Source organism: Mycobacterium syngnathidarum (assembly GCF_001942625.1).
GTDB lineage: Bacteria > Actinomycetota > Actinomycetes > Mycobacteriales > Mycobacteriaceae > Mycobacterium > Mycobacterium syngnathidarum.
In genome coordinates this window covers 31,310-56,645 of the sequence record NZ_MLCL01000075.1, presented here as the reverse complement: position 1 = coordinate 56,645, position 25,336 = coordinate 31,310, and the positions used below count along the sequence as shown (strand labels likewise).

The 25,336-nt window shown below is 64.6% G+C and carries 25 protein-coding genes; 8 read left to right on the top strand and 17 right to left on the bottom strand.

The annotated features are described in order from the left end of the window. Positions 1-126 precede the first annotated feature (126 nt). The 10 genes from BKG60_RS20555 to BKG60_RS20510 all read right to left on the bottom strand — a co-directional run bounded on the left by BKG60_RS20555 (position 127) and on the right by BKG60_RS20510 (position 10,102). The gene (locus tag BKG60_RS20555; RefSeq protein WP_075909949.1) at positions 127-888 is read right to left on the bottom strand and encodes an NUMOD3 domain-containing DNA-binding protein; all 762 of its coding nucleotides are present in this window, start codon (positions 886-888) and stop codon (positions 127-129) included. Between the two features lie 25 nt (positions 889-913). Next, positions 914-3,082, bottom strand: coding sequence for a class 1b ribonucleoside-diphosphate reductase subunit alpha (gene nrdE, locus BKG60_RS20550; protein WP_075909948.1), 2,169 nt, complete (start codon positions 3,080-3,082; stop codon positions 914-916). After that, positions 3,049-3,501, bottom strand: coding sequence for a class Ib ribonucleoside-diphosphate reductase assembly flavoprotein NrdI (gene nrdI / locus BKG60_RS20545; protein ID WP_070188880.1), 453 nt, complete (start codon positions 3,499-3,501; stop codon positions 3,049-3,051). The genes nrdE and nrdI overlap by 34 nt, the downstream gene beginning before the upstream one ends. 137 nt (positions 3,502-3,638) lie before the next feature. After that, a complete protein-coding gene (locus BKG60_RS20540; RefSeq protein WP_131827527.1) occupies positions 3,639-4,304 on the bottom strand; it encodes a hypothetical protein in 666 nt (221 codons plus the stop codon). Positions 4,305-4,387: 83 nt separating this feature from the next. Continuing rightward, positions 4,388-5,314: a toll/interleukin-1 receptor domain-containing protein gene (locus BKG60_RS31185; protein ID WP_083650342.1), complete on the bottom strand. Its 927-nt coding sequence runs from the start codon at positions 5,312-5,314 to the stop codon at positions 4,388-4,390. Then, positions 5,311-6,708, bottom strand: coding sequence for a site-specific integrase (locus BKG60_RS20530; protein WP_131827526.1), 1,398 nt, complete (start codon positions 6,706-6,708; stop codon positions 5,311-5,313). Before BKG60_RS20530 ends, BKG60_RS31185 begins: the two co-directional genes overlap by 4 nt. A gap of 518 nt (positions 6,709-7,226) precedes the next feature. Further along, positions 7,227-7,556 carry a helix-turn-helix domain-containing protein gene (locus BKG60_RS20525; RefSeq protein WP_075909945.1) on the bottom strand — a complete coding sequence of 110 codons (330 nt, stop codon included), beginning with the start codon at positions 7,554-7,556 and terminating at the stop codon, positions 7,227-7,229. After that, positions 7,553-8,590: a tyrosine-type recombinase/integrase gene (locus BKG60_RS20520; protein WP_083650338.1), complete on the bottom strand. Its 1,038-nt coding sequence runs from the start codon at positions 8,588-8,590 to the stop codon at positions 7,553-7,555. The genes BKG60_RS20525 and BKG60_RS20520 overlap by 4 nt, the downstream gene beginning before the upstream one ends. Before the next feature lie 215 nt (positions 8,591-8,805). Further along, a complete protein-coding gene (locus BKG60_RS20515; RefSeq protein WP_075909943.1) occupies positions 8,806-9,057 on the bottom strand; it encodes a redoxin NrdH in 252 nt (83 codons plus the stop codon). A 502-nt stretch (positions 9,058-9,559) separates the two neighbouring features. Next, positions 9,560-10,102: an NAD(P)H-dependent oxidoreductase gene (locus BKG60_RS20510; RefSeq protein ID WP_070188879.1), complete on the bottom strand. Its 543-nt coding sequence runs from the start codon at positions 10,100-10,102 to the stop codon at positions 9,560-9,562. A gap of 89 nt (positions 10,103-10,191) precedes the next feature. On the opposite strand from BKG60_RS20510, the gene BKG60_RS20505 reads away from it, so the two are divergent. Genes BKG60_RS20505 through BKG60_RS20495 form a run of 3 tightly spaced genes read left to right on the top strand, consistent with a single transcriptional unit; the run spans position 10,192 to position 13,061 of the window. Further along, positions 10,192-10,797 carry a TetR/AcrR family transcriptional regulator gene (locus BKG60_RS20505; RefSeq protein WP_075909942.1) on the top strand — a complete coding sequence of 202 codons (606 nt, stop codon included), beginning with the start codon at positions 10,192-10,194 and terminating at the stop codon, positions 10,795-10,797. 4 nt (positions 10,798-10,801) lie between these two features. Beyond that, positions 10,802-11,878 (top strand): DNA polymerase IV, encoded by a 1,077-nt coding sequence (locus BKG60_RS20500; RefSeq protein ID WP_075909941.1) that lies wholly within the window; start codon positions 10,802-10,804, stop codon positions 11,876-11,878. A gap of 10 nt (positions 11,879-11,888) precedes the next feature. Then, the gene (locus BKG60_RS20495; protein ID WP_075909940.1) at positions 11,889-13,061 is read left to right on the top strand and encodes an AAA family ATPase; all 1,173 of its coding nucleotides are present in this window, start codon (positions 11,889-11,891) and stop codon (positions 13,059-13,061) included. Here BKG60_RS20495 and BKG60_RS20490 read toward each other — a convergent pair. Both BKG60_RS20490 and BKG60_RS20485 read right to left on the bottom strand, forming a co-directional pair. Further along, positions 13,058-13,939 carry an SDR family oxidoreductase gene (locus tag BKG60_RS20490; RefSeq protein WP_075909939.1) on the bottom strand — a complete coding sequence of 294 codons (882 nt, stop codon included), beginning with the start codon at positions 13,937-13,939 and terminating at the stop codon, positions 13,058-13,060. The genes BKG60_RS20495 and BKG60_RS20490 overlap by 4 nt on opposite strands. A gap of 22 nt (positions 13,940-13,961) precedes the next feature. Next, positions 13,962-14,615, bottom strand: coding sequence for a TetR/AcrR family transcriptional regulator (locus BKG60_RS20485; protein WP_070188874.1), 654 nt, complete (start codon positions 14,613-14,615; stop codon positions 13,962-13,964). 128 nt (positions 14,616-14,743) lie between these two features. Here BKG60_RS20485 and BKG60_RS20480 point away from each other — a divergent pair, with 128 nt between their 5' ends. After that, positions 14,744-16,225 carry a cytochrome P450 gene (locus BKG60_RS20480; RefSeq protein WP_075909938.1) on the top strand — a complete coding sequence of 494 codons (1,482 nt, stop codon included), beginning with the start codon at positions 14,744-14,746 and terminating at the stop codon, positions 16,223-16,225. A 25-nt stretch (positions 16,226-16,250) separates the two neighbouring features. On the opposite strand, the gene BKG60_RS20475 is transcribed toward BKG60_RS20480, so the two are convergent. After that, positions 16,251-16,748, bottom strand: coding sequence for a 2-isopropylmalate synthase (locus BKG60_RS20475; protein ID WP_070188872.1), 498 nt, complete (start codon positions 16,746-16,748; stop codon positions 16,251-16,253). A gap of 191 nt (positions 16,749-16,939) precedes the next feature. Here BKG60_RS20475 and BKG60_RS20470 point away from each other — a divergent pair, with 191 nt between their 5' ends. Then, entirely contained in the window at positions 16,940-17,701 is a 762-nt protein-coding gene (locus BKG60_RS20470; protein WP_075909937.1) for a sulfite exporter TauE/SafE family protein, read from the top strand. 78 nt (positions 17,702-17,779) lie between these two features. Here the strand turns inward: BKG60_RS20470 and BKG60_RS20465 are convergent, their stop codons facing one another. Both BKG60_RS20465 and BKG60_RS20460 read right to left on the bottom strand, forming a co-directional pair. Further along, positions 17,780-18,841, bottom strand: coding sequence for a phosphotransferase family protein (locus BKG60_RS20465; RefSeq protein ID WP_070945217.1), 1,062 nt, complete (start codon positions 18,839-18,841; stop codon positions 17,780-17,782). Between the two features lie 29 nt (positions 18,842-18,870). After that, entirely contained in the window at positions 18,871-19,686 is an 816-nt protein-coding gene (locus BKG60_RS20460; RefSeq protein WP_070945216.1) for a class I SAM-dependent methyltransferase, read from the bottom strand. A 163-nt stretch (positions 19,687-19,849) separates the two neighbouring features. Between BKG60_RS20460 and BKG60_RS20455 the strand changes: the two genes are divergently transcribed. Further along, entirely contained in the window at positions 19,850-20,524 is a 675-nt protein-coding gene (locus BKG60_RS20455) for a winged helix-turn-helix transcriptional regulator (RefSeq protein ID WP_070945215.1), read from the top strand. A 6-nt stretch (positions 20,525-20,530) separates the two neighbouring features. Here the strand turns inward: BKG60_RS20455 and poxB are convergent, their stop codons facing one another. Together poxB and BKG60_RS20445 are read right to left on the bottom strand one after the other, a co-directional pair. Next, a complete protein-coding gene (poxB, locus tag BKG60_RS20450; RefSeq protein ID WP_070945214.1) occupies positions 20,531-22,267 on the bottom strand; it encodes a ubiquinone-dependent pyruvate dehydrogenase in 1,737 nt (578 codons plus the stop codon). 71 nt (positions 22,268-22,338) lie between these two features. Then, the gene (locus BKG60_RS20445) at positions 22,339-23,106 is read right to left on the bottom strand and encodes an SDR family NAD(P)-dependent oxidoreductase (protein ID WP_070945213.1); all 768 of its coding nucleotides are present in this window, start codon (positions 23,104-23,106) and stop codon (positions 22,339-22,341) included. A gap of 232 nt (positions 23,107-23,338) precedes the next feature. Between BKG60_RS20445 and BKG60_RS20440 the strand changes: the two genes are divergently transcribed. Both BKG60_RS20440 and BKG60_RS20435 read left to right on the top strand, forming a co-directional pair. After that, complete coding sequence (locus BKG60_RS20440; protein ID WP_070945212.1) at positions 23,339-23,719, top strand: GatB/YqeY domain-containing protein; 381 nt, start codon at positions 23,339-23,341, stop codon at positions 23,717-23,719. A 21-nt stretch (positions 23,720-23,740) separates the two neighbouring features. After that, a complete protein-coding gene (locus tag BKG60_RS20435) occupies positions 23,741-25,264 on the top strand; it encodes an ATP-dependent DNA ligase (protein ID WP_070945211.1) in 1,524 nt (507 codons plus the stop codon). Positions 25,265-25,336 lie beyond the last annotated feature (72 nt).

Below are 25,336 nucleotides of genomic sequence, written 5' to 3'. Positions count from 1 at the left end.
GAAAGGCCCGACCGGAGCGCACAGGAACAGCTGGACAGACCAGCAGATACCCCCTGCCCGCGACCAGGACCAGCCCTCAACAGCCCAGCGAGGCACACCTACCCCAATTCATCAGTGGATCGAGGCTTAGGCTTGACCCGAGTCTTCAATGCAGTACTGGCAGGTGTCTTTCTTGATTCCCCGATTGGTGTGATAGCGCGTATGAGCACTGCGGCGACTCGAGGGCATAGGGCGGCCTTTTCGAACCGCTGACATCTTGGCACGTGTTTCTTCGCTTGCACTATGCCCAAAGTTCGGATTTCCGGCGCCCATGCGCATTTCGGAAAGCCTGGACTTAGCCTCTTCCGACATCACGTGACCGAAACTGGGATGGTCAGCTCCGAACTTCCCGTAGTTCGGATTGTCAGCGCCGACATTCGTGCCTTTGCGCGCGGCCGACCACTTCGCTCGTTGCTCGGCAGAGTGCTCCCGCTGATAGAACGGGGCCTCCTCACCGAATCGGCTGGGCATCTTACGACCGGTCGATCGAATCCTCGCGGCCTCCCGCATCTCCGCGGTCCACACAACGCCCGTCGGTCCGAGTCCGCCGTCCGCGAGGTTCAGCAGTGGATGCCCCTCCTGCCGAAGAAGGGATATCCACGCAATCTCGGCCTCGCCAAGCTCGTCGAGTCCATCTGTCCAGTCCAGCGGGTCCACGATCAGATCTTCGCGCTGCTGCTTTCGCAACCAGTCATAGAACGGCGTTTTTCTCCCGGCTGCAGCGACTTGAAGATGCTGCCGAAGCCGCAACTGCGCGGTTTTCGTCGTGAGGCCGACATAGCGATAGACGGACTCCGACCGGAGCCTGACCCCATAGATCAGGCCTCCGGTCGGAGTTCTACCAGTCATGAAACCCGTTGTCAGCGAACAATCATCACAGCGCGCAACTGACGCAACCCTCCACGGCCGTGCCTTCCAGGGCCATCTGCCGCAACCGGATGTAGTACAGCGTCTTGATCCCCTTGCGCCAGGCGTAGATCTGCGCCTTGTTGACGTCGCGGGTGTTGGCGGTGTCCTTGAAGAACAGCGTCAGGCTCAGCCCCTGATCCACGTGCTGGGTCGCCGCGGCGTAGGTGTCGATGATCTTCTCGTATCCGATCTCATACGCGTCCTGGTAGTACTCCAGGTTGTCGTTGGTCAGGTACGGCGCCGGGTAGTAAACGCGGCCGATCTTGCCTTCCTTGCGGATCTCGATCTTGCTCGCCACCGGGTGGATCGACGACGTCGAATGGTTGATGTAGGAGATCGAGCCCGTCGGCGGGACGGCCTGCAGGTTCTGGTTGTAGATGCCGTGCTTCTGCACCGACTCCTTCAACTGCTTCCAGTCGTCCTGGGTCGGGATGTGAATCTCGGCGTCGGCGAAGATCTGCCGGACCTTGTCGGTCACCGGCTCCCACGCCTGCTCGGTGTATTTGTCGAAGAACTCCCCCGACGCATACTTCGATTCCTCGAATCCGCCGAAGCTCATACCCCGTTCGATCGCAATGAGATTCGAGGCCCGCAGGGCGTGGAACAGCACGGTGTAGAAGTAGATGTTGGTGAAGTCGATGCCCTCTTCGGAGCCATAGTGGATCCGCTCGCGGGCCAGGTACCCGTGCAGGTTCATCTGCCCCAGACCGATCGCGTGGGAGCTGTTGTTGCCCTGCTCGATCGACGGAACCGACCAGATGTGGGTCTGATCGCTCACCGCGGTCAGCGCCCGGATGGCCACCTCGATGGACTGCGCGAAGTCCGGCGAATCCATCGTCTTCGCAACGTTCATCGACCCCAGGTTGCACGAGATGTCCTTGCCCACCTTGGAGTAGGACAGATCGTCGTTGAACTCCGAGGCGGTGGAGACCTGGAGGATCTCCGAGCACAGGTTGGAGTGGGTGATCTTGCCGGCGATGGGGTTCGCCCGGTTCACGGTGTCCTCGTACATGATGTACGGGTAGCCCGACTCGAACTGCAGCTCGGCCAGCGTCTGGAAGAACTCGCGGGCCTTGATCTTGGTCTTGCGGATCCGCGCGTCGTCGACCATCTCGTAGTACTTCTCGGTCACCGAGATGTCGGCGAACGGGATGCCGTAGACCTTCTCGACGTCGTACGGCGAGAACAGGTACATGTCCTCGTTCTTCTTGGCCAGCTCGAAGGTGATGTCGGGGATGACGACACCCAGTGAGAGCGTCTTGATCCGGATCTTCTCGTCGGCGTTCTCGCGTTTGGTGTCGAGGAACCGGTAGATGTCGGGGTGGTGCGCGTGCAGGTACACCGCGCCGGCTCCCTGGCGCGCCCCGAGCTGGTTGGCGTAGGAGAACGAATCCTCCAGCAGCTTCATGATCGGGATGACTCCGGAGCTCTGGTTCTCGATGTTCTTGATCGGCGCGCCGTGCTCACGAATGTTGGTCAGCAGCAAGGCGACTCCACCACCGCGCTTGGACAGCTGCAGGGCCGAGTTGATCGAGCGCCCGATGGACTCCATGTTGTCCTCGATGCGCAGCAGGAAGCAGGACACCGGCTCGCCGCGCTGCTTCTTACCCGAGTTGAGGAAGGTCGGGGTGGCCGGCTGGAACCGGCCGTCGATGATCTCGTCGACGAGTTGCTCGGCCAGCACGGTGTCACCGGCGGCCAGGGTGAGCGCCACCATCACGACGCGATCCTCGAAGCGCTCCAGGTAGCGCTTTCCGTCGAAAGTCTTGAGCGTGTAAGAGGTGTAGTACTTGAACGCGCCCAGGAAGGTCGGGAACCGGAACTTCTTGGCGTATGCCCGGTCCAGCAGGCTCTTGACGAAGTTGCGGCTGTACTGGTCGAGCACCTCGCGCTCGTAGTACTCCTTCTCGATCAGATAATCGAGCTTCTCGTCCTGACTGTGGAAGAACACCGTGTTCTGGTTGACGTGCTGCAGGAAGTACTCCCGCGCGGCCCGCACATCCTTGTCGAACTGAATCTTGCCGTCGGCGTCGTACAGATTCAGCATCGCGTTGAGCGCGTGGTAATCGGTCTCTCCGGGCAGGGTGTGCCCAGGAGTGGTTACAGGCTCTGCAGCTGTGACGGTTGGTGGCACGTCTGGTCCTTCCAAAAGTCTTTCAACCCCGCACGAACAGCTTCGACGTCGTCCGGGGTTCCCATGAGTTCGAAGCGGTACAGGTACGGCACGCCGCATTTGCGCGAGACCACATTGCCCGCGTACGCGAACTCCGCACCGAAGTTGTTGTTGCCCGCGGCGATGACGCCGCGGATCAACGACCGATTGTGTTCATTGTTCAAAAAGGCGATGACCTGCTTGGGCACATAGCCACCGTTGTTGATGTCGGGGGTGGCACGGCCGCCGCCGTAGGTGGGAAGGATCAGAACGTAGGGCTCGTTCACCTCGATGCGGCCGTGCAGCGGGATCCGGGTGACGCGGTCTTCAGGCCACTGCAGCTTCTCGACGAAGCGGTGGGTGTTCTCCGAGACACTGGAGAAGTAGACGAGATGGCTCATCGTGTTCTCCGTCCTTCCCCCGGGTTGATTGACCTTTCGTTACGCGCTGGCCGCGACGGTGACTGGTGGACGGTTGATATTGAGTGATGCGGTATTCATTGATCTCATCTCTCCTTTGGTTGTGGACATCTTCTAAATCAGCTTGCGACGAGTGCCACTAGTCCTGCTTGCGGCAGGGCGGCCACCATGTTGACGCCGAACGGCCAGACGAAGTTCGTCACGAACGTCTTCCATCTACTCGGGTTGGCGCTGTTGGCCGCGCCGCGAACGACGGCTCCGGCAAGGCGTTCGAGTGCATCTTGGAGGCTGAAGTCGCCAACTTCTGAGTAGTGGTCAACGCACGAGCGAACGTGGCCAATCACCTCGTTGATATGGGCGCGTAGGTCAAGCGGGATCGACGCGTCGTCTTCCAGAATGGTGCAGACACCGTCAAGGTATTCGGTGATTGCAGCGAGGCCACCGTCTTCAACCGGGGGAACAACGTCTTCCAAGCGCTCAGCGAGCATTTCTAACGTGTTCAGACTCTGCTGGTCAATCCGCGCAGTGCTCTGGCCTTCCCAGCCCGACTTGAAAGCAAATACGATCTGATACCAGGACGGAATTGTCTCCCGAACGACGCGCATATTGCGGCCGCGGTTTTCGAGCAGGCTAACCAGCTCTTCAATCTCTTGGAGATGGCGTATTGCCTGCGTGTGGTGTTCCCAGTTGTCTCCGTTGAGTCCGCGAGCGGAGGCAGCGTTAGTGTTTGAAGGACCGCGCCACGACATGAATCGGGTGTGTAGCAGCTGTGCCGGGTTAGCCATCTCGGTGGACCTCCATAAGGGAAGAGGTTGTCGTTGTTCGCGATTCGTGTCGCGCGAGCGATTCGTTGCTGTTCATGGCAGTCCTAGCTCGCTCGCTGCTGGCTTGTTTTAGCCGACAGAACGACGTCTGCTATCTGTTCGGCGATCGCTTGGATCTCGTGATCTATGGTGCTCAGCGCCACTTTGTCGGCAAGCGTAGGGCTGAACTGGCGGACGTCAGCGTGACTAACGCCATGCCAGATCGGCAGTATTGACTGACGGTCTCCGGTCACACTTTTTGTCACAAGACCGTCGAGCTCGTGGTTCGTCCAGCCCTTCTTGAAGAAGGCTTGCGAAAGCACGACAATGGCGAACCGGCTCGAACGGATTCCGTCGTCGATTTTCCGACGCAGGCTGTGCCCGATCCGCATTTCGGTTTTGTCGAGCCAAACCGCAACGCCGAGTGCCACCAGCGCATCTCGCAATGGAATTGCTACGTCAGCTTTGTCTTCGCTGGCATGCGATAGGAACACATCCCATGTTTGGCCGCCCAAGACATCGTCTGCTGGCTCGATCGGAACACGAACCTCAACAGCGTGTGCTGGATCTCGCACTACGCGGTCGACGGCGGCGCTCACGTCTGCGACGCGGGTCTCTAGCTGTGAGAGCTTCGCTTTCTCGTCACGCGCGGCACGTTGTGCATCCCGCTCGCGCTTTTTCTCGTCGGCGACTAACGCTTTCGAGAGTTTCTCGGCTGCCGAGGCCTCATCGCGTGCGTATCCGGCTGCCTTCACTTGCCATCGGTTGGCTTCATTTCCAGCCGTGGCCGCTTCTTGCTCGCGTCGTTCCGCCTCGCGCAGTCGACTACGAATGGAACCCTCGTTGGATGTCTTCGCGGCTGCCTGGCGGGCCTTGGCGGCCTCGGTTCGCTTCTTCGATTCCTTGATCCGGTATTCGCCGGCCTTGGCCTCGGCTTCACGCCGTTTCCTGCCTTTTGCTTCAACCTCGCGACGGTACTGATCCGCACTCATCGAGCAGCACCCACTTTCGCTTGCGTTTGATTGCGTACCGCAACTTCGTCTTTACGACTCGAATGTTCGGCTGTAGTTCGCGTTTCGCGTCGCGCGAGCAAGTACTCGGCTCTGTCGCGCTGACCGAACTTGGCCCATAGATTCGTGGTCGAGGCGTCAAGGCCGAGTTGAGCAGCGACGACGGCGGCGGGCAGGTCGTTGGTGAGGGCGACCATGGCGTAGTTGCGGCTGAGTCGAGGCGGAACCTCGACTTCGGCGAGTTTCAATCCGAGCGTTCTCGGATGAATCGGCTCGTGTGGCCGGGCACCGGGGAACAAGAAATGAGCGTCGCTGTCCGGGGTTTGCGCGCGGGGGTTATCAGCCGCTTGCTGTGCGAGCCGCTCGACAAGCGTTGCAACAGGTTCGGGCAAATCGATTGGATGCTCGGCCAGCGCGATGCTTGTTCGTTGCGGCGTGACCGCAACGTCCGCGGTGGTGAGCGATCGTATTTGCGAGATGCGAGCTCCGTAGAGCAGCACCAGCAGGCCGGCTACCCGGATTGGCAGATCGATCCGGCTGTTCTCGTCAAGCAAGTTGTTGAGTCGTCGAATGTGGTCGTTTTCATCGCTGATTTCGCACGGTTGCGAGCTACGGAAGCGTGGGACCGCAACGTCGCTGACGATGCCTCGCTTGTTGAGCCAGGTGACAAACCCAGCGATCCGGCGGCTGCGATCGCGGTTGCCGGCCGTCCAATCGTCGAGGATCGACTGGGTGAGGTCGTTGATCTGACGTCCAGTTGATTCGACGTGCTCGATGAATCTGAGTGCCAGGCGGATTCGTTCACGTCCTGAGTCGGCGGCAGCGGAGCTAAATCCACGACGTGCAGCGCGACGGCGGGCAATGCGCAGGATGCCCCACCGTGCGTACGGTTCGAGCAGTGCAGCGTGCCGCGCTGGCAGATCCGCAGTGAATTCTTCGATCCACGTTTCGAGCCGGTCGATAGGTTCGTCGCGGCGCGGCAGAACCTGTGCATCGACCAGCATTGCGCGCAGGAAGTGACGAGCTTGACCGGTCGGGCAAGCGTCGACTGTTTCGTGGGTGATCGACCCTTCTGCCTCGGCGAGGATACGCAGCGCGGATTGTGTGCGGGGCTTGATCAGCCAGCGCATCGTGGACTCAGGGCGGCCACGCTGTACGAGGACGTCGGGCAACCGGTCGAGACCATCGGCAATTACGCCGTTATCTGAGGTCAGCAGCTCACTGGTCAGTCGCCGAATCGAGCAGCCCAGGCAGGTGGCCTCGAAATGCTGGGGGCCTGCGTGACCGCAGGTCGAGCACACGTAGTCGGTGGAACTTCCGACGCATGGACCGCATGCGAGCTCACCAGCTGTTGTGCGGCCGATGAGAACCTTCACCGCTCCGCAGCTCGAGCAAGAGGCCGGCTGTTTCGTTGATCGCTTGTAGCAAGAAACGCAGACGGCGCCGAGTGGCCAATGCGTATGCACTGGACGTGTTTTTGCGCAGATTCCGCACTGGGCTTCAGGAGTGTGCGCGCAGCGATGGCAGAGATCGGAGACGCCTTGCTGAACGCGCACTGCGACTGGCCGAATCTCGCCGCATTTACCGCAAGCTCGCAGCGGCGCTTTGTAGCAACGCTGGCATAGCGGACCGGCAGTTGTCATTGACTTGGCGTGCTCAAGCCGGCCGCATCCCGAGCAGACATGCTTAGGCCGGGCGCAGTTGCTGCACAACGCTTTTCCGTCACTTGTTCGCGCCGACGGCACTTTCGAGCGGCCACATGTCGAGCACTGTTCCATGCGGGCAGGATCGTTGCGGTAGCAGCGGCGGCAGATTCCACCATCAGCAGTGCGTGCAGCGCGCTCAGCGAGGCGACCGCAGCGAACGCAGGTGTGCTTAGGAGGCGCGGCGACACTCATGACGCACCTCCTGGTCGGCGAATCGTCGTGCGACGCGGTTTGATCGCAGTGACGCTTGCGTCCTGCTGTCCGACGGCTTTACGCGCCGTGACCTCGGTAATCTTCGGCTCGATCAGATCGTTCGGTGTGCAGTCCAAGATGTCGCACAGCGCGACAAGAAAGTCCATGCTCAACCGTTGCGGCTGGCCGGTGACCAGTCGATACGTCTGCTCTCGCGACAGGGACACACCACGATCAGCCAGATGCGGCTGCAAATCAGTAGTCGAGAACATCCCGCGTTCGGCCATCTTCGTTCGCAGGTGCCAGGCGTAGTCCATCTGCTTCATTTCGATGGCCTCCGCCCGAACTGCTCGCCGTAGCGGGAATGCATCGACCGGGTGAGAAGACGGTTGCGGTACTCGTTGCTGACACCGACGTAGATCGCTGTCGTCGATGAAAACGCGTGACCGACCTGCTCCTGGATGAAGCGTTCCGGATAGTCGAACTCGACGAGGTGGGTCACGTACGAGTGCCGCAAGCAGTGCAGATCGAGCGAATCGTCGAGTCCAGCCGCGGTACGGGCCGCAATGAACGCATCGTTAGCCACCCGAGTGCTGATGCGGCCACCACGCTCAGTCAGCCACAACGCCGAACTGCGGGAGCTCCGAATCAGGGCCGGCCGAATCTCGTCCACGTAGTGGTGGAGAACCTCAACAACCCAACTCATTTCGGGCACTGTAAGGATAGTGCGTCGCTTGGCCGGTCCTCCAGGGGAGGCCTTGCCGTGTCGAACCGAGACCGCGCCGTAGCGACCGAAGTCGGGGAACTTCGGATTGCTACGCAGATCAACAAGGTCAGCCATCGCCGCTTCTCGACGACGCAAACCGAAGGCATAGACGAACTTCAACAGGGCCGCGTCTCGCAACGCGGGCAAGGCGCCTTTGCGACGATTCGCGCGGATCTTGTCAACGCGCGAATCGGCGGCGTCGAACAACGCCTGGACCTCGTCGTAGGTCAGCGGCCGGCGAGACGAATCACCTTCGTACTCACTGACATGCACGATCGAGTTGTCGTCGTGAAACACAATCTCGGGCACACGCCCGAATCGATCGCTGCACTGGTTCGCCCAGCCGTAGCGAGCGTCGCGGAGGTACTCGCAAAACATGCGTACCTCGATCTCGTAACTCCGCAACGTAGATAGCCGTAGCGGTGAAGACCCCGAGCGGAGAGTGCTGATCCATGCTTCGCCCTCGGTCGGCGTCCACTGCCACGGATACTGGCCACTGAACTCGGCGAATCTACGGATCAGGCGGCTGCGCGCCGAGATCGTCGACTCTTTAAGGAACCGCGCGCGCTGCTGCCGTTCCCAACCCTCGACCATCGCATCGAATACTGCTTGTTCGGGGTCCAGCTGAACGACATTGGGCGCCGATAGAACACGCGCCGCGCCATGATCATCAACAGTCACAACACCTGTTGTAACAGATGCAACATTGTTGCACCATGCCCGACGGGGGGTCTCACCAGCGGAGACACCCCCCTCCTGGCGGTGCAACCGCTGTTGACCTGCTAGAACAGTCATTGGTCAAGATCTACCTATGATGCATTTGATGCAAATGTCGCATCTTTGCTGAGAGCCTTGATCCGATCCGGGCGGAAGCCCGACCAGTGCTCGTTGCCGGCCACCACCACCGGGGCCTGCAGGTAGCCGAGCGCCATGACGTAGTCACGGGCCTCGCTGTCGAGGGTGATGTCAACCTTCTCGAACTCGATGCCCTGCTTTTCCAACGCCTTGTAGGTGGCGTTGCACTGCACGCATGCGGGCTTGGTGTACACGGTGACGGTCATCTTCGGTACGGCTCCTCTTGCGGAAAGTGAACAAACTAGACAAGTGACTGGCAACTGATCGGGTCTTACGTTTCGCTTAAGTTCAGCGACCTTCGGGCCGCCAAAATTCCTGCCGGTCGAAGCCGCTCCCCGGCTGGTCTTGAAACCGACTCGGCCGGATTCGCTACGCTCCGGCCGGCTCCCGAACTGTGGTGGCCTGTCGGTCTCACAGACACTACACCTAGTGGCCGACAGTTCGAAGCCATACAACATGTTCTGAATAACATTTTTGAAATTCCCAGGTCGTAAGCTTGCCAGCAACCACACCCACGGCGTGTCGCGCTCGACTTGACAGACCGTGTCGCGCCGCACCACTAGATGTAGCACCAGGCACCGACAAGTCCGGCCCGCCGCAAAGCGCAAGACCCCCGATAGCAAAGCCGCCGGCCGGGTCGGGACGACCCAGCCGGCGGCAAGATTTTGCCGGAAAGTGGCGCGAACGGCAAAACGCGAAGACGAACCCTCAACCGACCTCAAGTGTGAGCTTGCCCACAATATCGCGAAGCGCCTCGGCCACCTCGGCGTTCTCCCTGGGGTGCTTGCCGTCGAGGGTCTTGGACGGCACCGAGAGCTTGAGATCCTCGACCACGCGCGGCCCGGCGATGCCGAAAGACTTCCGAGTTTCGTCATGCGCCCACACGCCGCCGTACTGTCCGAGCGCCGCCCCGACCACCGCCAGCGGCTTGTCGTTGAGTGCTCCGTTACCGAACGGCCGCGACAGCCAATCGATGGCGTTCTTCAACACCCCCGGGATGCTTCCGTTGTATTCGGGGGTCACGACAAGCGCAGCGCCGGCCTCGGCCGCTGCCGCGCGCAACGCGACCACGGGTTCGGCCACGTCCGCGGTGTCGATGTCCTCGTTATAGAAGGGCAACTCCCCCAGTCGGTCGAAGATCTCCAGGCTCACGCCTTCGGGCGCCTGTTCCACCGCCAGCTCGGCGATCTGTCGATTCACCGACGCGGCCCGTAGGCTCCCGACCAGAACCAGCACCTTCTTATCGGCCATTTGCACGCTCCCTTGTTCGACTCGATCGATCCTCGCAACGATCAACCGGACTGTGGTCCGATTAATTCCAGCTGGGTTAAAGTGCAGTTGTGGCAGCCTCTGACCGCCCGACCCAGCTCGCGGGCATCGACGCGGCGCCATCCGAACGCGGAGATGCCGCCCGCAACCGCGCCTTGATCCTCGGCGCTGCACGCCGGCTCATCGCCGAACGCGGCCCCGACGCGGTCAGCACCGACGATATCGCGATCGAGGCCGGTGTCGGGAAGGGCACGGTGTTCCGCAGGTTCGGCAGCCGTGCCGGTCTGATGATGGTGTTGCTCGACGAGGACGAAACCGCCGAACAGGATGCCTTCATGTTCGGTCCGCCCCCGCTCGGGCCCGGCGCGCCGCCACTGGAACGGCTACTGGCCTACGGTGCGGACCGACTCCGGTTCGTGCACTGCCACCAGGCGTTGTTGTCCGACGCGATCCGCGATCCCGCGCTGCGCTACACCGGCCCGTTCACCCTGCACCGCACGCATGTCCGGATGCTGCTCGAAACGGCGGGTACCACAGGCGATCTCGACACACAGGCCGACGCCCTGATCGCGCTGCTCGACCCCGACTATCTGGCTCACCAGCTGGCCCTCGGCCGCAGCCTCGACGAACTCACCGCGGCGTGGCAGGACACCGCCCGCAAGTTGTGCGGCCACTAGCGCCATGACCGGCTGGGTGCTGCATGTCGACCTGGACCAGTTCCTGGCCTCGGTCGAGTTGCGCCGCCACCCCGAACTTCAGGGGCTGCCGGTCATCGTCGGTGGCAGCGGTGATCCCGCCGAGCCCCGCAAGGTGGTCACCTGCGCGTCATACGAAGCGCGCGAATTCGGGGTGCACGCCGGCATGCCTCTGCGCACCGCGGCGCGCAAGTGCCCCGACGCCACGTTCTTGCCATCAGACCCGGACGCCTACGACGAGGCCTCCGAACAAGTGATGGGCCTGCTGCGCGATCTCGGCCACCCGCTGGAGGTCTGGGGCTGGGACGAGGCGTATCTGGGCGCCGAGGTCAGCGATCCGGTCGAGTTGGCCGAGCGCATCCGCACGGTGATCGCCGCCGAGACCGGGCTGTCCTGTTCGGTGGGCATCAGCGACAACAAGCAGCGCGCCAAGGTGGCGACCGGGCTGGCCAAACCCGCAGGTGTCTACGTGCTCACCGAGGCCAACTGGATGTCGGTGATGGGTGATCGCCCACCCGATGCGCTGTGGGGCGTCGGCCCCAAGACCACCAAAAAGCTTGCCACGCTGGGCATCACCACGGTGGCCGATCTGGCCGCCACCGATGCCACCGTGCTCACCTCGGCATTCGGTCCCAGCACCGGGCTGTGGATTCTGTTGCTGGCCAAAGGCGGCGGTGATACGGAGGTGAGCTCGGAGCCCTGGATTCCGCGCTCACGCAGCCACGTCATCACATTCGCGCACGACCTCACCGAGCGCGCCGCCATGGACGACGCGATCCGCGAGCTGACCCGCCGCACCCTCGATGAGGTGGTGGCGCAGGGACGCATCGTCACCCGGGTCGCGGTCACGGTGCGCACCAGCACCTTCTACACCCGCACCAAGATCCGCAAGCTCGGTTCGCCGAGCACGGACGCCGCTGTTGTCACCGAGACCGCGCTGGCGGTCTTCGATCAGTTCGAGCTGGACCGGCCGGTCCGACTGCTCGGCGTGCGCCTGGAACTGTCGATGGATGACAGCACACCGGAGCGCCCGAGCGCCCCGATTGTCGGGGCCGACCAATAGCCTCGACGCCATGTTGCAGACCATCGCGATTCGCGGCTACCGCTCCCTGCGGGAAGTGATCCTGCCGCTGGCCGAACTCACGGTGGTCACCGGTGCCAACGGCACCGGCAAGTCCTCCATCTATCGGGCACTGCGACTGCTGGCGGATTGCGGCCGAGGCCAGGTGATCGGCTCACTGGCCCGAGAGGGCGGCCTGCAGTCGGTGCTGTGGGCCGGTCCCGAACAGCCCAATGCGCAGACGCAGGGCACCGTCCGAACCCGACCGGTGTCCCTCGAACTCGGCTTCGCCGCAGATGATTTCGGCTACCTCGTCGACCTGGGGCTGCCGCAGATGGCCGGCACCGGCCCGACGGCGTTCGCGCAGGACCCGGAGATCAAGCGCGAGGTGGTGTTCGCCGGGCATGTGTTGCGACCCGCCTCGACACTGGTGAGCCGCACCCGCGACTACGCCGAGGTGGCCGCGCAATCGGGACGAGGCTTCGATGAGTTGACCCGCTCCCTGCCCAGCTATCACAGCGTGCTGGCCGAATACGCCCACCCGCATGCCCTGCCGGAGCTCTCGGCGGTCTCCGACCGGTTGCGCGATTGGCGGTTCTACGACGGGTTCCGGGTGGACGCCGCGGCCCCGGCCCGCCAACCCCACGTCGGTACCCGCACCCCGGTGCTCTCCGACGACGGCGCCGACCTTGCTGCGGCGGTGCAGACGATCATCGAGGCCGGCTTCGACGACCTGGAACGGGCGGTGGCCGAGGCGTTCGATGGCGCCACCATCGCAGTCGCGGTCAACGACGGGCTGTTCGACCTCCAACTACGCCAACGCGGCATGCTGCGCCCGCTCCGGGCAGCCGAATTGTCCGATGGCACACTGCGTTTCCTGCTGTGGGCAACGGCACTGGCCAGCCCGCGGCCACCGTCGCTGATGGTGCTCAACGAGCCGGAGACCTCGTTGCATCCCGATCTGGTCCGTCCTCTGGCATCTCTGATCAGATCCGCCACGAAACAGTCCCAAGTGGTGGTCGTGACACATTCGCACGCCCTGCTGGATTTCCTCGACACCACCCCGGCCGCCGACGAGGACCGGGGCAACGCTATCGAGGTGGAGCTCTACAAGGAGTGGGGCGAGACGAAAGTGACCGGATTCGGCATGCTCAACACACCGTCCTGGCATTGGGGAAAACGCTAGCGCTGGACGGTTTTCGGCCGCAGCGCCCGGCTGAAAAGCACGTTGACCTGCCGCATGGCCACGCTGTACGGCCACCACGCCACGCGCTTGAACGCGTACAGGGCACGGATGTCGGCCGAGGTGTAGATCAGGAAGCGGTTGCGAGCCATACCGGCCAAGATCTTGTCGGCGGCCTTCTCCGGAGAGATGGCGTGGCCGGCGAACCGGTCCACCCATTTCTGCACGTTCGGATCCTCCCGATCCACCCCGGCGATCTGAACCGTCTGTACCAGGCCGGTTTTCACCGCGCCGGGTACCACGACGGATACCCCGATGCGGTGCCGGGCCAGGTCGAAACGCAGTACTTCACTCAGCCCCCGCAGCCCGTACTTGCTGGCGCTGTAGGCGCTGTGCCACGGTAGCGCGACGATGCCTGCGGCCGAGGACACGTTCACCAGGTGCCCGCCCCGGCGGGCCTGCACCATCGGCGGCAGGAACGTCTCGATGACGTGGATCGGGCCCATCAGGTTGATGTCGATCATCGAGCGCCAGTGCTGATGGGTCAGTTTGTCGACGGTCCCCCAGGCCGAAACCCCGGCGATGTTCATCACCACGTCCATCGACGAGTGCGCCGCGTGGACGTCGGCGGCGAACGCCGCCACCTGGTCGTAGTCGGAGATGTCCAGGGCCCGGTGTGCGGGTACCTGGGCACCGAGCGCTCTGGCGTCGGCCACAGTCTGGGCCAGACCGACTTCGTCCCGGTCGGTCAGGTACAGCTCGGCCCCTCGGGCGGCCAGCGCCAGCGCGGTGGCCCGGCCGATGCCGCTGGCAGCGCCGGTGATCAAGCACTTCTTGTTGCGAAAGTCCGCCCGACCGTTACCCGCGGTATCACTCCCCATAGCGGTGACCTTACCTGTGGCGCTACCCCTCTTGGCCACCCCACAGTGCGTTGAGCCACAGCCGCTCCACCACGTCGAGCGCGCGGGCCGGATCGGCGCTGCGGCCGACGAATGCCGAGTCGTGCGACAACGTCATCGCCGTGGTCGCCACCAGGGTCCGCACCAGGGCGGGCAGGTCATCGGAAATAGGGCGGGCGCCCTCGTCTTGTTCGACGAGGCCCACGATCCTGTCGATGACGGCGTCCTCGAAATCGTTCATCAGATCGCGGATCTGCGCATCGGTGTTCTGGGCGACGGTGCAGGCCGCCATGATCGGGTCGTTGGTGGCGAAGACCGCCGCGGCACTGCCCACCATCCGCTCGGCGAACGCCGCCGGCGTCTCGCCGGCCTCGCGGGGCGCGTAGTCGTGCGTCAGTGCGGCGAGTTCTTCCATGGCGTCGGCCAAAATCACGGCCAGCACCGCGTACTTCGAATCGAAGTAGAAGTAGAAGCCCGACCGGGCCACCCCGGCGCGTTCGCTGATGGTGCTCACCGACAGGTCGGCGAAGGAGTGCTCTTCGAGGAGCTCCCGAACAGCCGTCACGATAGCTTCGCGTTGCCGGTCGCCGCGGCTCCGACGGGCCTGCGGGCGCCCGGTGGAGTCATCGCCGCTCGCGGGTATCGATTCGGCTGTCATGGCATTAGACCTTCGCACTCGCGACGCGCCAGTTCAAAACTTGACATGCGTCAAGTCTGACAGTCAGGATGGCCACAAGTGGTGAGTTCGACCACACTTCGTCAGGCTTTTATGGTCAGGAGCAGCCCATGGCAACCATCAGCACCCCGCGCTACCTGCTCGATCAGGCCAAGCGTCGATTCACCCCGACGCCCAGCACCATGCCCGGCATGGGCGCACTGGAGAAGAAGCTCAAGGCCAAGAACTGGGACAAGTTCGTGTTCGCAGAACCGCCGGCGGGCAGCGGCCTCAAGCCGATCATGGGCGACTCGGGTCTGCCGGTCATCGGCCACATGATCGAGACGTTCCGCGGCGGCCCGGACTACATTCTCGAGCAGTACCGCAAGAACGGCCCGATCTACTACTCCCAGTCGCCGGCCCTGTCGTCGGTGATGGCGCTGGGCCCTGACGCCACCCAGGCCGTGTTCTCCAACCGCAACAAGGATTTCTCGCAGCGTGCCTGGCATCCGATCATCGGGCCGTTCTTCGACGGCGGGCTGATGATGCTCGACTTCGACGAGCACATGTTCCACCGCCGGATCATGCAGGAGGCCTTCACCCGCACCCGGCTGAGCGGCTACATCTCCCATATCGACTCGGTGGCTTCGGCTGTGCTGGCCAACGACTGGGTGGCCGACGACCCGCGGTTCCTCATCCACCCGGCGATGAAGGAGCTCACGCTCGACATCGCCTCAGAGGTGTTCATGGGTGTGCCGGCAGGGACCGACCGAGCCCTGGTCACCACGGTCAACAATGCGTTCACCACCACTACCCGAGCCGGCAACGCCATCGTCCGCACACCTGTGCCGCCCTTGAAGTGGTGGCGAGGCATCCAGGCCCGCAAGACCCTCGAGGAGTACTTCGCCAGCCGCATCACTGAGAAGCGGCGGTCGGAAAGTACCGACATGTTCAGCGTGCTGTGTCACTCGGCCGACGAGGACGGGCAGTCCTTCACTGATGACCAGATCATCAGCCACATGATCTTTTTGATGATGGCCGCCCACGACACCTCGACCTCGACGATGACGACGATGGCCTACCACCTGGCGGCCAACCCGGAGTGGCAGGAGCGCCTGCGGGACGACTCCGCGCGAATCGGCGACGGGCCGTTGGACTTCGAGGCACTGGATAAGCTGGAGACCTACGACCTGGTGATCAACGAGTCGCTGCGGATGATGACTCCGCTGCCGTTCAATTTCCGCGAGGCGGTACGCGACACCGACCTGCTGGGTTACTTCATCCCGGCCGGCACCAGCGTCGTGACCTGGCCGTCGATGAACCACCGACTGCCCGAGCTGTGGACCGATCCCGAGAAGTTCGACCCGGATCGTTTCGCCGAGCCGCGCAGCGAGCACAAGAAACACCGCTACGCGTTCGCCCCGTTCGGCGGAGGCGCGCACAAGTGCATCGGCATGGTCTTCGGCCAGCTGGAGATCAAGACCGTCATGCACCGCCTTCTGCGTCGCTACAAGCTCGAGCTCGCCAGCCCCGGTTACCAGCCGCACTACGACTACGGCGGCATGCCGGTGCCGATCGACGGCATGCCGATCGTGCTACGCCCGCTGCACTGACGCATTCGGCGTCGAGCCCGCGTGGTCAGACCGACTTCATCAGCCGGTTGGCGCAGGCGATCACGGCGTACAGCGCCGAGTGTTCGGGATCGTCGGCCAGTCCCATCGCCCACTCGCTGTGCAGGCCGTCGCAGCCTTCGATGAAAGTTGCGGTCTGACCACCGGTGGGCAGTTGATGAAACGACTTGGTCTCGACGGTGATCCCACGCTCGTAGAGCATCTCGGTCAGCGCGGCGACGGGTCCAGTCGCGGCTGCGCTCGACGTGCTGATGGTGTCGCCCACTGCCAGAGTGGCCCGGTAGTGGCGAGCCTGCGGCCCCAGCCTGCTGGCCGCGCGTTCGGTGTCGGTGCAGGTCCACTGCCCCAGTTTCAATGCGCCCGGACTCGCGGCGTATTCATCGAGGAACTGGTCCCAGGACGCTGACTCACCGGCTTCGCGCAGCCCGCGCGGCAGCGGGTTGGTGAAATGCGCGGCGAACGACGCTATTGCGCTGGACTGCGGTGTGGGGGTGCTGATGTGCATGTGCCGGTCTTCTCTTGCTCAGAGGATTTGACCGACGAAGTAGCGAACGACCCACAGCGAGGGGTCGGTCTTGATCAGACCCCGCTGCGGGTTGCTACTACGAGTCGCCTTGGCACGTTGGCGATGCTAGACGTAGCCCGGCCGGCGATGCAAACACTTTGGCTCCGTAGTCTCGGCCGGGTGGGAACCACATGAGTGCCGGTGAGGTCATCCTGCTGGTCGTCGCCGGCATCGGCGGCGGACTCACCGGCAGTATCGCCGGCCTGGCCTCGGTGGCCACCTATCCCGCCCTGCTGCTTGTCGGTTTGCCTCCGGTCACGGCGAATGTCACCAACACCGTGGCGTTGGTGTTCAACGGCATCGGTTCGGTGTGGGGGTCGCGGCCCGAACTGGCTGGGCAACGCGCGTGGATCAAGCGGATCATCCCGGTCGCGGTAGTCGGTGGGGCGGTCGGCGCGGCTCTGTTGCTCTGCACGCCAGCCGAGGGCTTCGAGAAGGTTGTCCCGCTGCTGTTGGCATTTGCGTCGGTGGCGATCCTGCTGCCACGGGGCCGCCGGCGTCCGACCCGCGTGGCCGATCATCGGGAGCATCGGATCAAGGTGGCCATGGAGGCCGCAGCGATCTTCCTGATCACCATCTACGGCGGCTATTTCGGTGCCGCTGCGGGCGTGCTGCTGCTGGCGCTGCTACTGCGGACCGGGGGCGCGACGCTCGCGCACGCCAACGCCGCCAAGAACGCGATCCTCGGTATCGCCAACTTGGTCGCCGCGGTGGCGTTCATCGTGGTGGCCCCGGTGTACTGGCCCGCTGTCATCCCGTTGGGCGCCGGTTGTCTGATCGGCTCACGGCTGGGCCCGGTGATCGTGCGGCATGTACCGGCCACCCCGCTGCGATTCCTGATCGGCGCGGCGGGCGTGGCCCTCGCCGTAAAACTCGCGCTCGACACGTACTGATTTCTCCGCGCGAGCAGACACATATGTACCCAAAACTCCGGCGTGTCGGGTACATATGTGTCTGCTCGCCATAGGAACTCAACCGAACGGGTTGTCTCCCTTGGCGACCCGGGTCCCGAGCGTGAGCAGGTTCTCCGCCGACGCGTGCAGTTGCTCGCCGGCATCGCGGCTGGCCCGCCCGGCCAGGTAGCGCGACCAGGTGCCCTCGATGACGATGCCCAACTTGAAGCAGGCCAACGCCACGTACCAATCCAGCCGGTCGGTTTGGCGACCCCCCGCCGCGCGGTAGGCCTCGATGAGCTCGCTGCGGTGGGCCAGACCACCGAGCGCTGCCAGCGCCGACCCCGCGTTGATCGGATTGGGCTCATCGGGCCAGCACACCAACATCCACCCGAGATCGAGCAGCGGATCGCCGATGGTGCACATCTCCCAGTCGATGAACGCGGCCAGTTCGGGCTTGTCCCAGCGCAAGAGCACGTTGTTGAGGTGCGCGTCGCCGTGCATGATGCCGGGTTCGGCATCGGGCGGGCGGTTGTCCTCCAGCCATTGCGAGAGCTCTGCCACTCCCGCCAGCGACTCGGGTGAGTAGCGCTCGTGGCGGTAGCTGTCGAGCAGCCCGAGGAACTGCGGAACCTGCCGCGCCAGAAAGGAACCCGGCCGTCGGATCGCGGCGAGTTCGCTGTTCTCCCACCCGACGTTGCCCAGTTCGGCCAGGCTCGCGGCGTAGGACAACCCGACGCGGTATCGCAGGTCAGCGTTCTGATAGGCCGGCGCGACCTCGGTGCCCGGGTTGAACCCGTCGACCTCCTCCATCAGGTAGAACACCACGCCGATCACATCGAGATCGGTGCAAGCTGCGATGAAACCCGGATGCGGCACGGCCGAGCCCGCGAGTGTGCGCAGCACCGCGATCTCCCGCAGCATGGTCTTGTCGCTGGTCGGCCGAGGATGTAAGGGCGGTCGCCGCAACACCATTCGACGGCCGTCGACGTTCATGCCCACCACGATGTTCTGGGTGCCGCCGGTCAGCGGTGCCACATCGGTCAGGGTCGTGCCGATCCGCTGGTCTCGCAGCCAGCGCGCAATGGCGTCTTGATCGGTGGCACTGAGCGTCGGCAATTCCTGTACGTCGTCGGGCATGCAGTCATGGTGCCAGCTGCCCCCGGCGATCAGTGCCGGTTCGTCACTGTCAGTAGGTATTCCCAGGGCATCGTCGCGCCGGTGAGGAATCGATCGCCGAGCGCGGCGATCTCGGCGTCGAGTGCCGCAACCCGCTCGGCATCGGCGGCGATGGCCCGGTACGCCGAGATTGTCGGGCCGTAGTTGGCCTTGAAGTGGTCACGGAACGCGGCGCCGTCGGGGTACACGGTGACGTCCAGTTCCCTGCGCTCACAGGTCAACTCGCCGACCCGGTCGCCCAGCAAGGTGCGCACGTATTCTTCGTCACCCCACAGCGGCGGAGGTGACACTCCGGGCGGCGGTGCGGGCACATACGGCTTCATCGTGGCGAACAGCTGCCCGATGAATCCTTCTGGTGTCCATGCGATCAACCCGATCCGTCCGCCCGGCCGCGTCACCCGCAGCAGTTCCTCGGCGGCTTGCTGGTGGTGCGGCGCGAACATCACCCCGATGCAGGACAGCACGGTGTCGAAGGAACCGTCGTCATACGGCAATGCCTCGGCATTGGCCTCGGCCCAGTCGATGGTCACCCCTGCGTCCGCTCCCAGCCGCCGTCCCTGTTCGACCAGTTCGGGACACAGATCGCTGGCGGTAACCCGGGCACCGGCCGCGGCGGCGGGAATGGCCACGTTGCCGGTCCCGGCGGCCACGTCCAGCACACGGTCACCCGGCCCGACCCCACTGGCCCCGACCAGCACGGGCCCCAGTGGACGCACGATATTCGCGGCGATCGCCGCATAGTCACCCAGCGCCCACAGCGCCCGATGTTTGGCCTCCAGCTCACTGTCTGTGGTCATGAGGTTCATGGCAGCACTCCTTCTTGCGGGTGGGCTTCATCGTCGGCCCTCGCCGCGCGGTCATTCCAGTACCAGATCTGTAGCGGACCTGGTTCTGGATCTGTACTGGCTTCTGGGCCCCGACAGCGGTGTACTTAGGACACCGCGCACGCTCCGGGGAGGTAGACCGCCGATGTCCACATATGGCCAGTTCTGTCCCGTGGCCAAGGCCATGGAGCTGCTCGACGAACGTTGGACCTTGCTCGTGGTCCGGGAACTGCTCCGGGGCAGTGCCCATTTCAACGATCTGCGCCGCGGGGTCCCGAAGATGTCACCGGCGCTGCTGTCCAAACGGCTCAAGTCACTGGCTCGCGCCGGAGTCATCGAGCGCTCCGAGGTGGACGGACGAACCAGCTATTCCCTCACTCCGTGCGGCCAGGAGCTCGCCGCCGTGGTCGACGCGCTCGGCTCGTGGGGGGTGCGGTGGATCGGTGAACTCGGTGAAGAGGATCTCGACCCGCACCTGCTGATGTGGGATATACGCCGCACCATCCCCGTCGCTGACTGGCCGCGGTCACGAACGACGGTCGCGTTCGTCTTCGACGAGGTGGCGGCCAAGGCCTCGCGGTGGTGGCTCACGGTGAGCGACGGGCAGGCCGATGTCTGCGATTTCGATCCGGGCTACGAGGTGGCAGGCACCGTGCAGACCCGTCTGCGCACGTTGACCGAGATCTGGCGCGGAGATATCGGCTGGGCACGAGCGGTGCTCGACGGCAGTGTCGCACTGTCAGGTCCTGCTGACGTTCGCCGAGCCATTCCGAAGTGGTTGGGCCAGAGCACGGCCGCGGCCATTCCGCGCCCGGCCTGAGAGCCCTCAGTCCAGGATGCGGCGCGCCACGTTGGTGGTGACCAGATCCAGGAGTTCGTCGGCTCGCCCGGCCAGGATGGTGCGAATCGCGTAGAGCGAGAAACCTTTTGCTTGTTCGACGGTGATCGCCGGCGGAATCGAGAGTTCTTGGCGCGCTGTGTGCACGTCGACCACTGCGGGGCCGTCGTGGCTGAGGGCATCGGCGATGGCCCGTTGCAGCTCACCCGGTTCGGTGACCCGGCGGCCGAACATGCCCATGGCCTGGGCCACCGCGGCGAAATCGGGGTTGACCAGGTCGGTGCCGAACGTGACGATGCCCGCGGCCTTCATCTCCAACTCGACGAAGTTCAGTGACGAGTTGTTGAACACGATGACCTTGACCGGCAACCGGTTCTGGATCAGCGTCACCAGCTCACCGAAGAGCATGGTCAGGCCGCCGTCCCCGGCCAAGGCGATCACCTGCCGGTCTCCGAACGCGGTCTGCGCGCCGATCGCGTGCGGCAGCGCGTTGGCCATGGTGCCGTGGTTGAAGGACCCGATCAGCCTGCGCCTGCCGTTCATGGTCAGGTACCGGGCCGCCCACACCACCGGAGACCCGACATCACAGGTGAACACCGCGTCGTCCGAGGCGAGTTGATTGGCAAGCGCGGCAACGTATTCCGGGCGGATGGGGGTCTTGTCCCGGTCGTTGACGGCCAGTGAATCGAGTGTGGCACGGGTCTTGCGGTAGTGGCGTAGCGACCGGTCCAGGTGGTCCCGGTTGGTTTTGCGTCGCAGCAGCGGCTGCAGTGCGGCCAGGGTGTCGGCGACGCTGCCGCGCAGACCGAGATCGACCGGGGTGCGACGACCGAGATTGCGGCCCCGGATATCGACCTGGACCACGGTGGCACCCTCGGGATAGAACTGCTGATACGGGAAGTCGGTCCCCAGCATCAGCAGCGTGTCCGCCTCTTTGATGGCCTTGTAACCCGAGGCGAAGCCGAGCAGCCCCGTCATCCCGACGTCGAACGGGTTGTCGTACTCGATGAATTCCTTGCCACGCAACGCGTGAACGACGGGGGCCTGCAGGGTCGACGCCAGTTCGATGAGTGCGTCGTGGGAACCGGCCACGCCCGCGCCGCCGAGGATGGTGACGCGCTCGGCCGAATTCAGGATGCCGGCGGCCCGGCGTACCGACTCGTCGTCCGGACGCACGATCGATCGCGTCGGGCGCACCGGGCAAGTCGCCCAGCCGGTCTCCCCCGCGCGTTGCAGGAAGATCTCGCCCGGGATGACGACGACGGCGACACCACCCTCCTCGACGGCCGCGCGCATCGCCATCTGCAGGATGCGCGGCGCCATCTCGGGGGTGCTGACCAGTTCGCAGTACACGCTGCACTCGCGGAAGAGGTCCTGCGGATGGGTCTCTTGGAAGTATTCCGACCCGATCTCGGTGCGCGGGATGTGCGCGGCGATCGCCAGCACCGGAACGCGGCTGCGCTGCGCGTCGAACAGTCCGTTGATCAAGTGCAGATTGCCCGGGCCGCAGCTGCCCGCACACACCGCCAGTTGACCGGTCAGTGCGGCGTCGGCGGCCGCGGCGAATGCTGCGGTCTCCTCGTGACGGACGTGCTGCCAGGTGATTTCGCCGCTGCGCCGGATCGCGTCGGTGAATCCGTTGAGGCTGTCACCGGGAAGGCCGTAGACCCGCCTTACCCCACTCAGTGTGAGTGCGGAGATGACTTGGTCTGCAATGGTCGCCATGACGCCTCCCGGTGTGGGTTCCGGCGTGATCGCTGACGCGGGGCGCGCCCTCGATCACGCCGGAATTCACTCTACTTGGGGGCGAAGCGCTGGCCGGCGTCCAGACGCAGGCACTGACCGTTGAGCATGGGGTTCTCGGCGATCGCCACGGCGAGCTTGGCGTACTCCTCGGGCTTGCCCAGACGCTTCGGGAACGCGGCGTCCTTGGTGAGCACCGCGGCGAACTCGTCGGGGATGCCCTCGGTCAGGCCGGTGGCGAACAGGCTCGGCGCGATGGCCAGCACCCGGATCCCCAGGCTGCCCAGGTCGCGCGCCATGGTCAGGCACATGCCGGCGATGGCAGCCTTGGACGCGGTGTAGGCGACCTGGCCGATCTGACCCTCGAACGCCGCGATGGAGGCGGTGTTGATGATGACGCCGCGCTCTTCGGCCTCTTCGTCGACGGGCTCGTTCTTGCTCATGTGCCAAGCGGCGAGCCGGCTGATGTTGAACGTGCCGATCAGGTTGAGGTCGATGGTGGAGCGGAACGAATCCAGGCTGTGCGGACCGTCCTTCTTGATGGTGCGCTCGCCGATGCCGCCGCCTGCGGTGGTCACGATGATGTGCAGGCCACCCAGGGCGGCCACGGCCTCTTCCAGCACCTTTTCGGTGCCGTCGAAGTCGGTGACGTCGACGGGGAAGAACGAGCCGCCGATCTCGTCGGCCACTTCCTGGCCTTTGGACTGCGGCCGGTCCAGCACAGCCACGCTGGCGCCGCGCTTGGCCAGTGCCTCAGCGGTCGCGCGGCCGAAGCCCGACGCGCCGCCGACGACGATAGCCTTCTTGCCTTCGATCTCCATCTAGCTTCCTTTCCAAAAATGACCGAAATCGTAAAGCAACCTATCCCATCAACCCTTCCCGTAAGCCTTTCGGGTTCGATGTGCTGGTCCCCTGGGCCACCCTTTGCACCGCGAGCGTGCGGGTTTGTCCCCCGACAGGCCGCATTTCGTCGACGCGCGCCGCACGTTCGCCGTCGTTGACCGTGCGTAAATCCCTCGACGCCGCCTCCGAGACCGCATAGGTTCGCCTGCCATGACCCCGGCAGAGCTTTGGCGCGACCGTCTCCGCGAATCCCTGCTGTCGGCACGCAAGGCCCGCGACACCAACCGCACCGCCGCGATCCGGTCGGCGCTGAGTGCTATCGACAATGCCGAGACACCGCGGGCCGACCAGACCGACACCCGCATCGGTGGACCGATCGCCGGCGCGGTGTCCGGCGTGGGCTCGACCGAGGTCGCCCGCCGCGCACTCGGCGATACCGAGATTCGTGCCCTCATCCGGGCCGAGGTCGACGAACGGCTCACCGCGGCAGACCAATACCTCGCGCACGGGCACCGGGAGCGCGCAGCAGACCTGCGATCGCAGGCGACGGTCCTCAGGCAGGTACTCGACCAAACGCCGGAGGTTGTCTGAGCCCCGTGGCACCCTGATGACGTGTTGCTCGCCGACGTCGCCGCCGCATCCGCCGACATCGCAGCAGCGTCGGCGCGGCTGGCGAAGGTCGACCGCATCGCGGCTCTGCTGGCGTTGACCGCGGCCGAGGGCGACGCCCGGTCGGTGGCGGTGACGGTGTCCTGGCTGTCCGGGGAATTGCCGCAACGTCAGATCGGGGTCGGCTGGGCGGCTCTGCGCTCCTTGCCGGTGTCTGCGCAGAACCCGACCCTGACGGTCGGCGGGGTCGATGAGCGGTTCACCCGGATCGGTGCGGTCTCCGGCAAGGGCTCTCAGGCGCTACGCGCCGAATTGGTCCGTGAGTTGTTCCAGACAGCGACCGAGGCCGAGCAGACTTTCCTGCGACGGCTCCTGGGTGGCGAATTACGCCAGGGCGCCCTGACCGGGGTGATGGCCGACGCGGTAGCCCGGGCATCCGACATTCCGGCGGCCGAGGTGCGGCGCGCGGCGATGCTCGCCGGCGACCTGCCATCCGTCGCCGCAGCGGCGCTGACCGGTGGGCGCACCGCCCTGGCCGAGTTCCGGTTGCAGGTCGGTCGCCCCGTCGGGCCGATGCTCGCGCAGACCGCGACCGATGTCGCCGATGCGCTCGAACGCCTCGGTGGTGCAGCCATTCTGGAAGCGAAGCTGGACGGCGCCCGCGTACAGATCCACCGCAGAGGCTCGGCCGTGTCGGTGTTCACGCGCAGCCTCGACGACGTCACCCACCGACTACCCGAGGTGGTCGAGGCGACGCTGGCCCTGCCGGCCACCGATCTGATCGCCGACGCTGAGGCCATCGCCCTGCGCCCCGACGGGCGCCCCCACCCGTTTCAGGTGACCGCCGCGCGGTTCGGCCGCAAGACCCCGAACCACCTCGAACCGTTGTCGGTCTTCTTCTTTGATCTGCTGCACCTCGACGGCCAGGATCTGCTCGATCTGCCGACCGAGCACCGACTGGCGTCGCTCGATGTCCTCGTACCTCAAGACCGGCGTGTTGACCGTGTCGCGACCACCGACACCGCGGTCGCGCAAGAGTTCCTGGACCGCACCCTGTCCGCGGGACATGAGGGCGTGATGGCGAAGTCGCCGACGGCGCCATATGAGGCCGGCCGCCGCGGCGCCGGCTGGCTCAAGGTCAAGCCGGTACACACCCTCGACCTCGTGGTGCTGGCCGTCGAACGCGGGTCCGGGCGACGCACCGGCAAGCTCTCCAACATCCATCTGGGCGCCCGGGATCCGGACACCGGCGGATTGGTGATGCTGGGCAAAACGTTCAAGGGCATGACCGACGCGATGCTCGCCTGGCAGACCGAGCATTTCCGGGAACTGGAGGTGAGCGACGACGGCTGGGTGGTCACGGTCCGGCCCGAGCAGGTCGTCGAGATCGCGTTCGACGGAGTCCAACGGTCCAGCCGTTACCCAGGCGGGGTCGCGCTGCGCTTCGCTCGGGTGCTGCGCTACCGCGACGACAAGGCTCCGGAAGAGGCTGACGCGATCGATACCGTGCGCGCGTTCCTGCGCTGATTTGTCCGTGGTTCGCCGCAACGGTTCGGAAACCGGGATTCGATGGCACGCGGTTTGGCTCGATGGAAGGAT

Excerpts from the sequence above, each read along its gene's own strand:
- BKG60_RS20555 (WP_075909949.1), bottom strand. The coding sequence starts at position 888 with ATGACTGGTAGAACTCCGACCGGAGGCCTGATCTATGGGGTCAGGCTC.
- nrdI (WP_070188880.1), bottom strand. The coding sequence starts at position 3,501 with ATGAGCCATCTCGTCTACTTCTCCAGTGTCTCGGAGAACACCCACCGC.
- BKG60_RS20540 (WP_131827527.1), bottom strand. The coding sequence starts at position 4,304 with ATGGCTAACCCGGCACAGCTGCTACACACCCGATTCATGTCGTGGCGC.
- BKG60_RS31185 (WP_083650342.1), bottom strand. The coding sequence starts at position 5,314 with ATGAGTGCGGATCAGTACCGTCGCGAGGTTGAAGCAAAAGGCAGGAAA.
- BKG60_RS20525 (WP_075909945.1), bottom strand. The coding sequence starts at position 7,556 with ATGAAGCAGATGGACTACGCCTGGCACCTGCGAACGAAGATGGCCGAA.
- BKG60_RS20520 (WP_083650338.1), bottom strand. The coding sequence starts at position 8,590 with ATGGTCGAGGGTTGGGAACGGCAGCAGCGCGCGCGGTTCCTTAAAGAG.
- BKG60_RS20515 (WP_075909943.1), bottom strand. The coding sequence starts at position 9,057 with ATGACCGTCACCGTGTACACCAAGCCCGCATGCGTGCAGTGCAACGCC.
- BKG60_RS20510 (WP_070188879.1), bottom strand. The coding sequence starts at position 10,102 with ATGGCCGATAAGAAGGTGCTGGTTCTGGTCGGGAGCCTACGGGCCGCG.
- BKG60_RS20500 (WP_075909941.1), top strand. The coding sequence starts at position 10,802 with ATGACCGGCTGGGTGCTGCATGTCGACCTGGACCAGTTCCTGGCCTCG.
- BKG60_RS20495 (WP_075909940.1), top strand. The coding sequence starts at position 11,889 with ATGTTGCAGACCATCGCGATTCGCGGCTACCGCTCCCTGCGGGAAGTG.
- BKG60_RS20490 (WP_075909939.1), bottom strand. The coding sequence starts at position 13,939 with ATGGGGAGTGATACCGCGGGTAACGGTCGGGCGGACTTTCGCAACAAG.
- BKG60_RS20485 (WP_070188874.1), bottom strand. The coding sequence starts at position 14,615 with ATGACAGCCGAATCGATACCCGCGAGCGGCGATGACTCCACCGGGCGC.
- BKG60_RS20480 (WP_075909938.1), top strand. The coding sequence starts at position 14,744 with ATGGCAACCATCAGCACCCCGCGCTACCTGCTCGATCAGGCCAAGCGT.
- BKG60_RS20475 (WP_070188872.1), bottom strand. The coding sequence starts at position 16,748 with ATGCACATCAGCACCCCCACACCGCAGTCCAGCGCAATAGCGTCGTTC.
- BKG60_RS20470 (WP_075909937.1), top strand. The coding sequence starts at position 16,940 with ATGAGTGCCGGTGAGGTCATCCTGCTGGTCGTCGCCGGCATCGGCGGC.
- BKG60_RS20465 (WP_070945217.1), bottom strand. The coding sequence starts at position 18,841 with ATGCCCGACGACGTACAGGAATTGCCGACGCTCAGTGCCACCGATCAA.
- BKG60_RS20460 (WP_070945216.1), bottom strand. The coding sequence starts at position 19,686 with ATGAACCTCATGACCACAGACAGTGAGCTGGAGGCCAAACATCGGGCG.
- BKG60_RS20455 (WP_070945215.1), top strand. The coding sequence starts at position 19,850 with ATGTCCACATATGGCCAGTTCTGTCCCGTGGCCAAGGCCATGGAGCTG.
- poxB (WP_070945214.1), bottom strand. The coding sequence starts at position 22,267 with ATGGCGACCATTGCAGACCAAGTCATCTCCGCACTCACACTGAGTGGG.
- BKG60_RS20445 (WP_070945213.1), bottom strand. The coding sequence starts at position 23,106 with ATGGAGATCGAAGGCAAGAAGGCTATCGTCGTCGGCGGCGCGTCGGGC.
- BKG60_RS20440 (WP_070945212.1), top strand. The coding sequence starts at position 23,339 with ATGACCCCGGCAGAGCTTTGGCGCGACCGTCTCCGCGAATCCCTGCTG.